The organism is Rhodococcus sp. NPDC004095 (genome assembly GCF_053604015.1).
The window spans coordinates 83,933-96,467 of sequence record NZ_JBSGGS010000017.1 but is presented as its reverse complement, the minus strand read 5'-3'; the positions used below and the strand labels follow the sequence as shown (position 1 = coordinate 96,467).

Here is a 12,535-nt window from a genome sequence, read left to right as displayed (position 1 = left end):
TAAGTGCCGATAAGTTGCGTTATGACATTATTGCAGGGTGAATTGTCGGTGCGTCTCGAGCAGAAGAAGGGTGCCGAAGTCCCGATACCGAGGGTCGATCGGTTCGATTCCGCCGAACGCCCGGATCGACTCGCCGGTCGGCAGCAGCCGGGCAGGGACCCGCAAACCACGCACGAGCGCAGTGGGCGTCTGTGGACAACTCCGTACGCAGTGGGTGTCTGTGGACAACCCCCGGATCGCCGAAGGGTTGCAGTCGGAGGGGGCGGCAACGCTTCGATGCATGTACAGGTCGGAAGAACTCCAGGCGCTAATCGATCATCAGCACGGTGTGATCTCGGGCGCGCAGTTGCGTTCGGTCGGGTATCCCCGTGACCGGCTTCGTCACCGGCTGGAAACGCGTCGCTGGCAAGCGGTCCTACGAGGTGTCTACGCGACCAGCAGTGGTCCGCTGACCAGGGAAATGACCTTGTCCGCCGCGCTGCTGTACGGAGGCGGTCACTCCGTTCTCAGTCATCGCACCGCCGCCGAGGAGTGGGGGTGGCTCCCCGTGGAGGCAGGGCTCCCTGTCCATGTCACGGTTCCCTACGGCAAGTCCGCGTTGTGTCAGTCTCCACGGGTGAGGCGGCCGGCGCCGCCGGCGCATCCCGGACGGGGACCGGGACCACTTCATCCCGGGGTGATCGTGCACCGGTCCCGTGCGCACCCCTACATCGGAATCGACTTCGCTCATCCCCGAACCACGAAGGCGGACACCGCGATCGACCTCGCGGTCTCCGAGCCGAACGCTCGGGCCGCCTATGTCAGGCTGATCATGACCGTGACCAATGCGCGAATCCGTTTGGCAGATGTGGTGTCCCGGCTGGTCGAGCCTCCACCCCGGCGTTATCGGCGCGCCCTTGCCTCGGCAGTGACACTGCTCGCCGACGGTGTCCAGTCGGCGCTCGAGTTCCACTACGCCGTGGACGTGGAGCGGGCACACGGGCTCCCGGGCGGCGATCGTCAGGGGCCGGTGATCGTCGACGGCCGGACTCTCTGGGAGGACGTCGACTACACCGTGCACGGCGTGCCGCTCATCGTCCGGCTGGACGGACGATGGGCGCATTCGATGCGGGAGATCCAGTTTCGAGATCGTCGCCGCGACAACGCCGCCGAACTCGCAGACCGCCCCCGGCTGATCTACGGCATGGAGGAGGTCGGGCGGACGGCCTGCCTGGTGGCCCGTGAAGTCGAGCGCGTCCTGGCTCGTGAGGGGTGGGTGCGTGGGACCGACAACCCCTGCCTTCGATGTGCCCGGGAGCACTGAGGCGCCTGTGGCGCTCGTGCGCGGTTTGCGGGTCCCTGGACCCGCAAACCGCGCACGAGCAGCGGAGCTGCCTAGGCCTTCCACCACGGACGCAGGGGCAGGTCCGCCTTGCCGCTCCGGGGCAGCTTGACGGCGAGGACCTGGTGCAACTGAATGACGTTGCGCTCGAATCCGAGTTGCGAGCCGGCCATGTACAGGCCCCACACCTTGGCGGTGCCCTCGCCGACCTCGGCGACGCAGTCGTCCCAGTTGGCCTCGAGATTGCGGCACCATCCGGCGAGGGTCAGGGCGTAGGACTCACGGAGGTTCTCCTCGTGGCGCACCTCGAGCCCGATGTCCTGGATCTCGGTGATGATCCGTCCCGAGCCGGTCAGCTCGCCGTCGGGGAAGACGTAGCGATCGATGAAGCCACCGGCGCGCGCGGTGTGCTTGTTGTCGGGGCGGGTGATGCAGTGGTTGAGCATCAGCCCACCGTCACGCAGCTTCGACTTGATGAACCCGAAGTACGACGGGTAGTTGTGCACGCCGATGTGCTCGGTCAGGCCGATCGACGACACCGCGTCGAACCCGGTCTCGGCGATGTCGCGGTAGTCGGAGTGCCGGACCTCGGCCAGATCCGACAGGCCCTCCTCGGCGATCGCCTGCTGCGCCCACTCGGCCTGCTCGGCGGACAGCGTCGCGCCGATCACCTTCACGCCGCGGCGGGCGGCGTAGCGGACCATTCCGCCCCAGCCGCAACCGATGTCGAGGAGGCGGTCGCCCTTCTTCAGGTTCAGCTTCTCGAAGACGAGGCGGTACTTGTTCTCCTGCGCGTCCTCGAGCGACTGGTCGTCGGACTCGTAGGCCGCACAGGTGTACGTCATCGACGGGCCGAGGACCTTCTCGTAGAAGGCGTTCGAGACGTCGTAGTGGTGGTGGATCGACTCGGCGTCCCGTGTCTTCGAGTGGCGCAGACCCTCCGCGATGCGCCGCCACCGCGGCAGCGACTCCTGGGGCGGGGGAGCGATGGGCTTGAGCACGTCCCAGCCGAGGGATCGGGTGATCAGGGCCAGTTCGCGGGGCGACGGCCGGCTGAAGTGCAGTTGCTCGCCGAGCACCCGCAGGACCTCGTACGGGTTCCCGGGATGGGAGCCGGTGACCTCGAGGTCACCGGAGATGTAGGCGCGGGCCAGGCCCAGGTCGCCGGGGGCGGTCACGAGATAGGTGGTGCCTCGGGGCGAGCGCAGGTTCAGGTGGAACTGCGCATCCGGGGATCCGAGCGAACTGCCGTCGTACGCAGTGAAGTACACCGGTAGATCCTTGCCGACGACGATCTCGAGGATCTCGGCGATCGACAACTTGCCGCCCTCGATTCCGTGCGCTCGGGCTGTGGTCCTCGGCTCCTTGAACATGGTCATTTGCGTTGCACCGCCTTCGAATACAGGTCCAGTAAACGTGAGTCCGGGTCGTACTTCTTCTTCAATCCGTCGTAGCGTTCGCCGCCGTAGAGCGCGGTGAACTCGTCCTTCGAGTAGTAGGCGTCCGAGTACAGCGACTTGTGGCCGTCGAACTCGGTCACGGTGCGCTCGATCAGCCGGTTGGTCGCGCCTTCCGGTTCTCCCGCGACGATCGGCACGGACGACCAGAACCCGATGTTGACATAGGTCCGCTTGGGTTCGAGGGGGTACAGCGGCCACGGCCGATCCGCGGCCGCGCCGGGAGGCGCGGGTTCACGCAACCGCAACGGGCACAACCAGATCGGTTCGATCGGGACCTCTCGCAGGAACCAGTGGACGAAATCCGCGGTCCGCTCGATCGGCACCTCGACGTCCTGGACCACCCGCTCGCGTGGGGGCAGGCCCTTGCGCTTCTCGAGCCGGTCGCCGATGTCGTACTTCTGGTCCAGGCCGATCAGCTTCCAGTAGAAGCTGCTGCGGAGCCAGCGTTTCGGCCACCAGCGCCGGATCTTCGGGTTCTGCGTCCCGAAGGCCCGTGAGCACCAGAACCAGTCGGTGTCCCATCGCCACAGGTAGTCGTGGATGGTCAGCCGGTCGGTCTTCGGGTGGTTGACCGACTCGTGCTGGATGGACCGGTAGTAGATGTCCATGCCGGTGTAGTCGGACACCGGGCCGGGCTCGTCGGTCTGGGTGCCGAGCGTCAGGTAGGACTCGGTCGCCGAGAACACGACGCCGTCGAGGTAGTCCACCGCGACGCCGTCGTGGGTCCGGGTGCGGGCGATCGTGTCCATGGTCGCTTGCAGGGACTCGACGTCGTCGAATCGTAGGTGCCGGAGTGCCACATAGGGTTTGACGGTCTCGAGTTGGATTCGCAGTCGGGTCGAGTAGCCGAGGGTGCCGTACGAGTTCGGGAACCCGTAGAACAGGTCGGCGTGGTCGCCGTCCGGGGTCGCCTCGACGATCTCGCCGCTGCCGGTCAGGACGTCGATCTCGAGCACCGACTCGTGCGGCAGGCCGTTGCGGAACGAGGTGGACTCGATGCCGAGCCCGGTCACCGCTCCGCCCAGCGTGATCGTCTTGAGCTGCGGTACCACCAGTGGCGCCAACCCGTACGGCAGTGTCGCGGCCACGAGGTCTTCGTAGGTGCACATTCCGGCGACGTCGGCGGTCCGGGCGACCGGGTCGACCGAGACGACCCCGGACAGGCCCGACACGTCGAGGCCCGGGGCGTTCGTCTTCGCCCGGGCCCGGAAGAGGTTCGACGTCTTCTTCGCGAGGCGCACCGTCGCGGAGGGCGGGATGGCGTGATAGCTCGCCAACAGACGGTCGACCCCCACTCTGTGGGCCTGTGGCCCGATCTCGAGCGGAGTGGTCGATCGTCGGTCCGAGCGCCTGCGGAATGCACTGGAAGTGACTGCCACCCTTCGACGCTATCCCCTGATGGGGGTTCCGGCGACGGAAGGTGGCCGACGCGTCGCGGAATCGGTGCCCGGGAATCCGACGGTGGGCGCCCTGTGATACGAGGCACAGGGTTCCCAAGGGGGTGGCCGGACACGCCTCGGAGCAGGCACGATGGGCCGTACACGGGGCAGGCGTCCGGCCGACCCGTCAGGAGTGAGGAGTGCCCGGTGGGACAGGTCAGTGCCAGCAGTTCGGTCGAGGTCGGGGCGGCTCCCGAGGCGGCGCTCGCCGCGATTGCGGATTACCAGACCGTGCGCCCGCGCATCCTGACCGAGCACTACTCCGACTACCGGGTGCTCGAGGGCGGGCAGGGCGCGGGGACCGTGGTGCAGTGGGCGCTCAAGGCGACCGAGAAGCGCACGCGCAACGTCAAGGCCGCGATCACCGTGGCCGGTGACACCGTCACCGAGTCGGATGCGAACTCCAGCATGGTCACCACCTGGACCGTGACCCCGCACGGGTCCGGGTCGACGGTCACGACCACAACGACGTGGAACGGTGCCGGCGGCGTCGGCGGCTTCTTCGAGAAGATTTTCGCCCCGCTGGGGCTCAAGAAGATTCAGGCCGCGGTTCTCGAGAAGCTGGCCCGCGAACTGGGCTAGGACGGTGGGCGGGCCTCCCGATCCCCAGCGGGATCAGGAGGTGCTCCCCAGATACACGACGACGCCGCGCACCACGGCCTGCGCATAGCGGGCCCGGCCGGCGTCGTCGGTCATTTGCCGGGCCTCGCCGGGGCTGCGCATGTTGCCCAGTTCCACCAGGATCGACGGCCGTTCCGACAGGTTCAGCCCGGCGAGGTCGGCGCGGGCCTGCAGGCCCTGGGTGCCGGTGTAGGTCGACGGGGCCAGGCCCTCGTCGACCAGCGCGTCGCGCATCGTCGTCGCGAACGTCACCGACGGTCCGGCCTGCGTGTCGTTGAGCGGCGGCGCCGAGTAGCAGACGTGGAATCCGTGCTGGCCGGGCTCGGCGCCGTCCGCGTGCACCGCGACGACGGCGTCGGCGGAGGACGCGTTCGCGGCCGCCGCCCGCTCGTCGACGCAACTGCCGACGGAGGTGTCGTCCGACCGGCTGAGCATCACCCTGGCGCCCAGTGCTTCGAGTTCGGTGCGCATCAACCCGACCACCTCCCAGGTGAAGGTGTGTTCCGGGTAGCCGTCGGCGGTTGCGGTGCCGGTGGTCTGGCAGTCCTTCGTGTCGCCGCGACCGGTCGGGACCTGGGCGGTGATCGCGGAGTCGTGCGATCCACTGTGCCCGGGGTCGAGGAACACGGTCTTTCCGGTCAGCGGGGTGGCGGAGGCGTGCTGCTCGTCGGCGCCCTCCGGGCGTGGCGCGGTGGTGGTGCCCGGCTCGCCGGCCGTGACGGCGCCGTCGGTGGGGATGGTGCAGCCGGTCAGGGCGACGGTGAGCGTGACGGCGGCAAGAGCGCCCAGCCGGGTGAGGGGAACCCTGGCGGCGCGCGGGCCGCGAGGCCGTGACGTCGCTCGCACGCGCCCACCGTAGCCGGGTGCGTCTACGCTGGCGTGCAAACACGCGCAGAGAGGACCGCAACGTGCAACCCGGTGGACAACCCGACATGCAGCAGCTCATCGCCCAGGCGCAGCAGATGCAGCAACAGCTCATGGCCGCTCAGGCCGAGATCGCCCAGGCGGAGGTCACCGGGCAGGCCGGTGGCGGCCTGGTGACGGCGACGGTGAAGGGCACCGGCGAGGTGGTGGCCCTGGCCATCGACCCGAAGGTCGTCGACCCCGAGGACGTCGAGACCCTGCAGGACCTGGTGATCGGCGCGATCGCGGACGCGTCGGCCAAGGCACAGGAGATCGCGGCCGGCAAGCTCGGTCCGCTGGCGGGCGGCCTGCCCGGACTTCCCTTCTAGCGAGGCGGAGCGTGTACGAGGGTCCGGTCCAGGATCTGATCGACGAGCTCGGCAAGCTGCCGGGAATCGGGCCGAAGAGCGCGCAGCGGATCGCGTTCCACCTGCTCGGCGTCGAGCCCCCGGAGATCGAGCGGTTGCAGAACGCGCTGCAGCGGGTGCGGGACGGCGTGCAGTTCTGCGTCGTCTGCGGGACGGTGTCCGACAAGGAGAAGTGCCGGATCTGTTCCGACGACCGCCGCGACCGCACCGTCATCTGCGTGGTGGAGGAGCCGAAGGACGTGCAGGCGATCGAGCGGACCCGTGAGTTCCGCGGTCGCTACCACGTGCTCGGCGGCGCGCTGGATCCGCTCAGCGGTGTCGGCCCCGATCAGCTCCGCATTCGGGAGTTGCTGGCGCGCATCGGAAATCAGGAGGACGGGGTGGACGTCGCGGAGGTGATCATCGCGACCGATCCGAACACCGAGGGGGAGGCGACCGCGACCTATCTGGTGCGGATGCTGCGCGACTTCCCGGGACTGACCGTCACCCGGCTCGCGTCGGGACTGCCGATGGGTGGTGATCTCGAGTTCGCCGACGAGTTGACGCTCGGGCGGGCCCTGTCGGGACGTCGCACGATGTGACGCGGTGCCCGGTCAGGACGTGAAGTCCGGCCGGGCACCGTGTGTCGTGTCGCTGCGTCCCTTCGGTTCCTCCCACTCCTCCTGTCGGCCGAGGGCGGTGAGGTCGAGGAAGTAGTACGAGCCGCCCGTCGACTCCAGACCGCGTGCGTACTGCGAATAGGTGTGGAACACCCGGTCGTCGACGCGCAGGAAGCAGCTGCGGCCCGGCATCTCGAACGGCTGCTCGTAGTCGAAGAAGTCGCTACCCATCGCCTCGAACTCGGCGCGGCTGCGGTAGTTGTACCGGGCGGGGGTGACCGACTCGTCGATCGTCACCCCGAAGTCGTAGTTGAAATCCGACCCGTGGGACGAGTACCACGGCAGGTCCCAACCGCGCTCGGCCTGCCAGCGCTGCAACTTCTCCAGCGGTGCGCGCGACACCATGGCGTAGGCGGTGTCGCGTGCACGCAGGTGCTCGAGGAATCCCTGCGACAACTCGTCGGTGCCCGCGGTACAGCTGGGACAGCCCTCGTCCCAGGACGGGTCGAACATGAAGTGATAGACGATCAGCTGTCGCAGGCCGTCGAACAGGTCGAGCAGCCGCACCGGGCCGGTGGGGCCGTGCAGGACGTAGTCCTTCTCCACCGCGACCATCGGCAGGTTCCGGCGCGCGGTGTTGAGGGCGTCCCGCTGCCGGGTCAGCTCCTTCTCCCTGGTGAGAAGTTCGGTGCGGGCGGCCAGCCATTCGTCGTGGGTCCCGATCCTCGGCAGGTTCATGGCGATCTCCTTCGTGGTCGTGCCCCCGGATCCCCCCGACAGGTTCGACCCTTCCAGCGCCCCGAACTCATCGCCAGGGGCCACGACCGCCGATGGCTTCACTACAGTCCGGGTTCCTCCGGGTCGGGGAGCGCGGGACCGTGGGTGCCGCCGGGTTTGATGCTCTGCCGCAACGAGCTCACGAGGTCGGCCATCGCGGGCGAATCGGTGGCATCGCTGCGCACCACGCCGCATACGGGTACCCGCAGTCGGTTCCCGGCTTCGCGCATGACGCGCAGTCCTGTGCGGGGTGTGTTGTCGGTGACCGTGCTGGCGTAGAGCACGGTCCATGCCCGTGGGTTCGTGATCACGTCGAGGGTGGCGGTGTGGTCGCGGGCGATGGGCGGCCCGAACTGGACCCGGCGCCCGACCTCCACGAACGCGTCCTCGATGACGCTGTGGATCAGGACCTGACTGTGCCGGGGCGGCAGAAGCAGGGGGTACGGGGCGAGTTCGCCGAGTTCGACGGTGGAGAACGCCGAGAGCGGGTGCTGGCTCGAGGTGACGATGAGGAGGTCCTCGACGCCGAGCTGGACGGTCACGAGGCCTGGGCGGTCGACGGCACCGCGGATGAGTGCGATGTCCGCGTCCCCGGACGCGACGGCGTCGACGCGCTCCGCGAAACTCTTGATCACGAACTCGATGTCCAGGTCCGGGTGCCTGCCGCGGACACCGGCGATCGCGTCGAGGCTCTGCGGCGCGAACGTCATGTTCGCGGTGATCCGGACCCGGTTGCGTGGCTCCTTGACGACGGCATGGGCCTGGGTCTCGAGGCTGAGCACCTGCTGGGCGATCGGCACCAGCCGGGCTCCCGCGGCCGTCAGCCGCACCACCCGGGTGGACCGGTCGAACAGCGAGACACCCAGCTCGTGCTCGAGCTTGCTGACCTGGTGACTGATCGCGGACTGCGAGATGAAGCACTTCTCTGCGGCGCGGCTGAAGCTCAGCTCCTCGCTCACCGCCAGGAAGTAGCGGAGCTGCCGGAAGTCCATGGAGACATCCTACTTATGAGCAAACGCGATAACTGAATTGCGAATAGTCCACGACAGTGGCGAGATGACGCCGTAAATACTTAGCGTGGCTCTCATACGTCTGATTCAGCGTTGATTCAGTAGGAGGTTTCCGTGGGTGAGGCAGTGAAGGACAAGACCGAGGTCGTCATCGTGGGGTCGGGCTTCGGCGCGCTCGCCACCGCGAAGAAGTTGGCCAAGGCCGGCAAGCCCTTCGTGCTGATCTCCGAGACCACCGAGCACCTGTTCCAGCCCCTGCTGTACCAGGTGGCGACCGGTGTCCTCGCCGCGGGAGAGATCGCGCCGTCGGTGCGCGCGATCCTCGCCAAGTACCCGAAGGCGGACGTCCGGCTCGGTCGTGTCGTCGACGTGGACGCCGAGGCCAAGGAGCTCGTCTACGAGGCCGCAGGCCAGCGGCACACCCTCGGCTACGACTCGCTGGTCGCCGCCACCGGCGCCCGGCAGTCGTACTTCGGACGGGACGAGTTCGCGAAGGTCACCTTCGCGCTCAAGACCGTCGACGACGCCGAGCGACTGCGCGCCCAGATCGTGCGCTGCTTCGAGGAGGCGCACACCACCTCCGACGCCGAGCGCGCGAAGAACCTGCTCAGCTTCATCGTGATCGGCGCAGGCGCCACCGGTGTCGAGCTCGCGGGTCAGATCAAGGAGCTCGCCGGCCGCTACTTCGAGCAGTCGATTCGCGGGATCACCGCCGAGGACGTCACCGTCACCCTCGTCGAGGGCGCGGGTGTCGCGATGCCGGCCTACGGCGGCAAGCTCAGCGAGTACACCAAGGCGTCGCTGGAGAAGGCCGGCGTCGAGGTCGTGCTGAACACCCTCGTCACCGACATCGACGAGCACGGCGCGACGTTCAAGGCGCACGGCGAGCAGGAGGGCGTCCGGCGCACCGCCGAGACGGTCATCTGGTCGGCGGGCGTGCAGGCCAACGACTTCGCGGCGGTCCTCGCCGAGCGCACCGGCTGCGAGACGGACCGCGCGGGCCGACTGCTGGTCAACCCCGACCTCACCGTCGGTGGTCGCGCCGACATCTTCGCCGTGGGCGACATGACCTCGCTGAACAACCTGCCCGGCCAGTCGCCGGTCGCGATGCAGGGTGGTCGCCACGTTGCGCGGACCATCCTCGGCAAGACCAAGCGCGGCACCCCGTTCAAGTTCCGTGACAAGGGCAGCATGGCGATCATCAACCGCTTCCGCGCCGTGACCAAGGTCAAGAGCATCGAGCTCACCGGGTTCGTCGCGTGGGTCCTGTGGCTGGCCGTGCACATGGTGTACCTGGTCGGTTTCCGGAACCGGTACGTCGCGGTGATGTCGTGGTTCGGCTCCTTCCTCGGCCACCGCCGACCGCACTTCCACTACGCGCAGGAACCGCAGAACATCTCCGAACCCATTGTCGCCGAAGCTGATTCGGAGGATGAGGAGATCAAGCCCGAGGTGATCAAGAGCGTCGTTCCGAACGGCCCGAAGGAGCCGGTCGCCGTCTCCTGACGCCACCCGCCGAACTTCGAGAACCGCGGTCGCCCTTCCGGGTGGCCGCGGTTCTTTCGTCTCGGCACCGGTGCGCCACGATTCGGACGAATCGGGTCCACCGTCCTCCTCGTAAGTTCGAAAACCTAAGTGTCGACGCGGGTTCCGTGATTCTGCTCCGCCGCGACAGGGCATCGGGCCGGTGCTAGCGTGCCCGCCATGCGTATCCAGCATGGGGGTTTCTGGGTTCGAATGTGGGTCACCGCGGTGGCGGTGACGGTCGCGGTCTGTGGCGGTGCCACCACGGCCGCGGCACAGTCCAGCGGCAGCGCGGGCGGCGAGGGATCGGTCGGCACCGGATCGCTGACCGACGGGACCGGTTCGGACGGCACGCTGCTCAACGGCACCACCCTCATCACCGGCTCGCTGGGGACGGCGTCGGTGGCCCGGTCTCCGCTGGGCTCCGTGCTGCCGCCGGTGGTCGGCTCGATCATCCCCGAGCCCGACCTCGACCCGCCGGGTCTGGAGACGCTGCGCCTGGAGATGCTGCCGGCGCCGCTCGGGGAACCGTTCTTCGACGAGTACCCGCCCGGTCTGCCCGGCATGGCGAACGGCGAGGTCATCGAGACACGCGACGTGACCACGGTGGCCCGGCAGTTCCTGCGTGGTCCGGTGCGGGAGGTTCGCCAGTTCAAGGTCAAGACAACCGATGCGCTAGGCGAGGCGTCCTTCGCGACCGCCACCCTTGTCGTCCCGGCAACCCCGTGGGCCGGTCCCGGGCCGCGGCCGGTGCTGGTGAACAACGTCCCGATCAACGGCCTCGGCAGGGCGTGCACCCCGGCGCACACCCTCGCCCACGGCATCACCCCGTCGACGAACCCGTTCGAGTTGCTGCGCCCCGTCACCTCGAAGGCCGAGGAACGGGGCTACGCGGTGCTCATTCCGGACCACGAGGGCCCACGGATGGCGTACGGGGAACCGTTCGTGGCCGGGCACGCGATCCTGGACACGATCCGCGGCATGCGCACCCTCTACCCCGCGGAGTTCGGCACCAGCAAGCTGGCGATGATGGGGTACTCGGGCGGTTCGATCGCCACACACGGTGCGGTCAAGCTGATCGACTCGTACGCACCGGAACTGAAGTCCGACATCGCAGGAGCCGCGATGGGCGGGGTGCCCGCGGACTTCGAGATGCTCGGCCGCACCATGAACGGCAACCTCGCCGGGGGACTGTTCCTGGCCGCGCTGTTCGGGGTCTCCCGCGAACGGGTGCAGATCCTCACCCTCGCCAACAGTCTGGGGCAGCAGCTGGGCGTCTCGGGGCTCAAGGACCAGTGCGTCGGGGTGCTCGCCCTCGCCGGTATTCCCGGTGTACCGGCCGAGGCGTTGGCCAACGTGAAGAAGGCACTGGATTCACCTGTCGCACACGAGATCTACGCCATCACGAAGATGGCCGACTACACAGCCGGTACTCCGCTGTACATCTACAACGGCGGTCAGGAGTTCTGGATCCCCGCACTCGGTGCACGCAACCTGTACGACGAACAGTGCGCGAAGGGGGTCAGCGCCGTGTACCGGCAGGTACCGGGTGAGCATGTGGTCGGTGAGATCACCGGGAACTCGGGGGCGTTCGACTGGATCGACGCGCGACTGCGCGGGGAGCCTGCCCCGAACGAGTGCTGACCGCGGCGCCCGGAACATGTCGGGGTGTGCGCGTAGGTTGGGGATGCACCAGTCCTCGGCAATCCTTTTGCGATAGGAGTCCGTTGTGCCCCAGCGTCAATCACTGGTCGGCGCCCCGTGTTGGGTCGACCTGTTCACCTCCGACCCGTCGCGGGCGGTCCCGTTCTACGCCGGCCTTTTCGGCTGGGCCTGCGACACCAACGCCGATCCTCAGTACGGTGGGTACGCCATCTTCAGCAAGGACGGCCAACCGGTCGCGGGCATGATGAAGCAGGGGCCGGACGATCCCTACGGTGACGTGTGGACCGTGTACCTCGAGTCCGCGGACGCCGCCGCCACCGTGGAGAAGGCGTCCGCGGCGGGCGGTCAGGTGATGATGCCCGCGATGCAGGTCGGGGACCAGGGCATCATGGCCGTCCTCAGTGATCCGGCCGGGGCCGTCGTCGGGGTGTGGCAGCCCGACCGGCATCCCGGGTACGGGCGGTGGGGCGAGCCCGGCACGCCCGCCTGGTTCGAGACCATGTCCCGTGACTACCGCGCCGCGCTGCCGTTCTACTCGGAGGTCTTCGGGTGGGAGTACGCGACGCTGTCGGACACCGACGACTTCCGGTACTCGCAGGCCAGGCTGAACGGCGGCGAGATCGCGGGTGTCATGGACGCCTCCGGTTTCCTGCCCGAAGGGGTGCCGTCGTTCTGGCAGTTCTACCTCGGGGTCGAGGACACCGACGCCGCGGTGGCGAGGGTCGTCGAACTCGGCGGCAGCGTCGAGCGACCGGCCGAGGACAGCCCGTACGGCCGGCTGGCCACGGTGACCGACCCGCTCGGGGCCCGGTTCCTGATCGTGCAGCCGCCCGCCGAGTAGCGGCGTC

12 protein-coding genes are annotated in these 12,535 nt (G+C 68.3%); 7 read left to right on the top strand and 5 right to left on the bottom strand.

Features of this window, described 5'->3' with window-relative positions:
* Positions 1 to 280: 280 nt before the first annotated feature.
* Entirely contained in the window at positions 281 to 1,303 is a 1,023-nt protein-coding gene (locus tag ACWEPG_RS25205; protein WP_452595600.1) for a hypothetical protein, read from the top strand.
* Positions 1,304 to 1,374: 71 nt separating this feature from the next.
* Here ACWEPG_RS25205 and ACWEPG_RS25200 read toward each other — a convergent pair whose 3' ends face one another.
* A complete protein-coding gene (locus tag ACWEPG_RS25200; RefSeq protein ID WP_450114828.1) occupies positions 1,375 to 2,700 on the bottom strand; it encodes a class I SAM-dependent methyltransferase in 1,326 nt (441 codons plus the stop codon).
* The gene (locus ACWEPG_RS25195) at positions 2,697 to 4,097 is read right to left on the bottom strand and encodes an FAD-binding oxidoreductase (protein WP_450114901.1); all 1,401 of its coding nucleotides are present in this window, start codon (positions 4,095 to 4,097) and stop codon (positions 2,697 to 2,699) included. Before ACWEPG_RS25195 ends, ACWEPG_RS25200 begins: the two co-directional genes overlap by 4 nt.
* A gap of 270 nt (positions 4,098 to 4,367) precedes the next feature.
* Here ACWEPG_RS25195 and ACWEPG_RS25190 point away from each other — a divergent pair, with 270 nt between their 5' ends.
* On the top strand, positions 4,368 to 4,802 hold the full coding sequence (locus ACWEPG_RS25190) for an SRPBCC family protein (protein ID WP_450114829.1): 435 nt from the start codon (positions 4,368 to 4,370) through the stop codon (positions 4,800 to 4,802).
* 33 nt (positions 4,803 to 4,835) lie between these two features.
* Here the strand turns inward: ACWEPG_RS25190 and ACWEPG_RS25185 are convergent, their stop codons facing one another.
* Positions 4,836 to 5,630: an Rv3717 family N-acetylmuramoyl-L-alanine amidase gene (locus ACWEPG_RS25185; RefSeq protein ID WP_450114902.1), complete on the bottom strand. Its 795-nt coding sequence runs from the start codon at positions 5,628 to 5,630 to the stop codon at positions 4,836 to 4,838.
* A gap of 143 nt (positions 5,631 to 5,773) precedes the next feature.
* Here ACWEPG_RS25185 and ACWEPG_RS25180 point away from each other — a divergent pair, with 143 nt between their 5' ends.
* A complete protein-coding gene (locus tag ACWEPG_RS25180; protein WP_450114830.1) occupies positions 5,774 to 6,073 on the top strand; it encodes a YbaB/EbfC family nucleoid-associated protein in 300 nt (99 codons plus the stop codon).
* Positions 6,074 to 6,084: 11 nt separating this feature from the next.
* A complete protein-coding gene (gene recR / locus ACWEPG_RS25175) occupies positions 6,085 to 6,693 on the top strand; it encodes a recombination mediator RecR (RefSeq protein ID WP_450114831.1) in 609 nt (202 codons plus the stop codon).
* 12 nt (positions 6,694 to 6,705) lie between these two features.
* Here the strand turns inward: recR and ACWEPG_RS25170 are convergent, their stop codons facing one another.
* Together ACWEPG_RS25170 and ACWEPG_RS25165 are read right to left on the bottom strand one after the other, a co-directional pair.
* Positions 6,706 to 7,449: a DUF899 domain-containing protein gene (locus tag ACWEPG_RS25170; protein ID WP_450114832.1), complete on the bottom strand. Its 744-nt coding sequence runs from the start codon at positions 7,447 to 7,449 to the stop codon at positions 6,706 to 6,708.
* Positions 7,450 to 7,550: 101 nt separating this feature from the next.
* The gene (locus ACWEPG_RS25165) at positions 7,551 to 8,480 is read right to left on the bottom strand and encodes a LysR family transcriptional regulator (RefSeq protein ID WP_450114833.1); all 930 of its coding nucleotides are present in this window, start codon (positions 8,478 to 8,480) and stop codon (positions 7,551 to 7,553) included.
* A 144-nt stretch (positions 8,481 to 8,624) separates the two neighbouring features.
* Between ACWEPG_RS25165 and ACWEPG_RS25160 the strand changes: the two genes are divergently transcribed.
* The 3 genes from ACWEPG_RS25160 (at position 8,625) to ACWEPG_RS25150 (ending at position 12,528) form a co-directional block, all read left to right on the top strand.
* Positions 8,625 to 10,004, top strand: a complete 1,380-nt coding sequence (locus tag ACWEPG_RS25160) for an NAD(P)/FAD-dependent oxidoreductase (RefSeq protein ID WP_452595604.1) — start codon at positions 8,625 to 8,627, stop codon at positions 10,002 to 10,004.
* 198 nt (positions 10,005 to 10,202) lie between these two features.
* Complete coding sequence (locus tag ACWEPG_RS25155; RefSeq protein WP_452595599.1) at positions 10,203 to 11,666, top strand: lipase family protein; 1,464 nt, start codon at positions 10,203 to 10,205, stop codon at positions 11,664 to 11,666.
* Positions 11,667 to 11,751: 85 nt separating this feature from the next.
* Positions 11,752 to 12,528, top strand: coding sequence for a VOC family protein (locus tag ACWEPG_RS25150; protein WP_452595598.1), 777 nt, complete (start codon positions 11,752 to 11,754; stop codon positions 12,526 to 12,528).
* Positions 12,529 to 12,535: the final 7 nt, after the last annotated feature.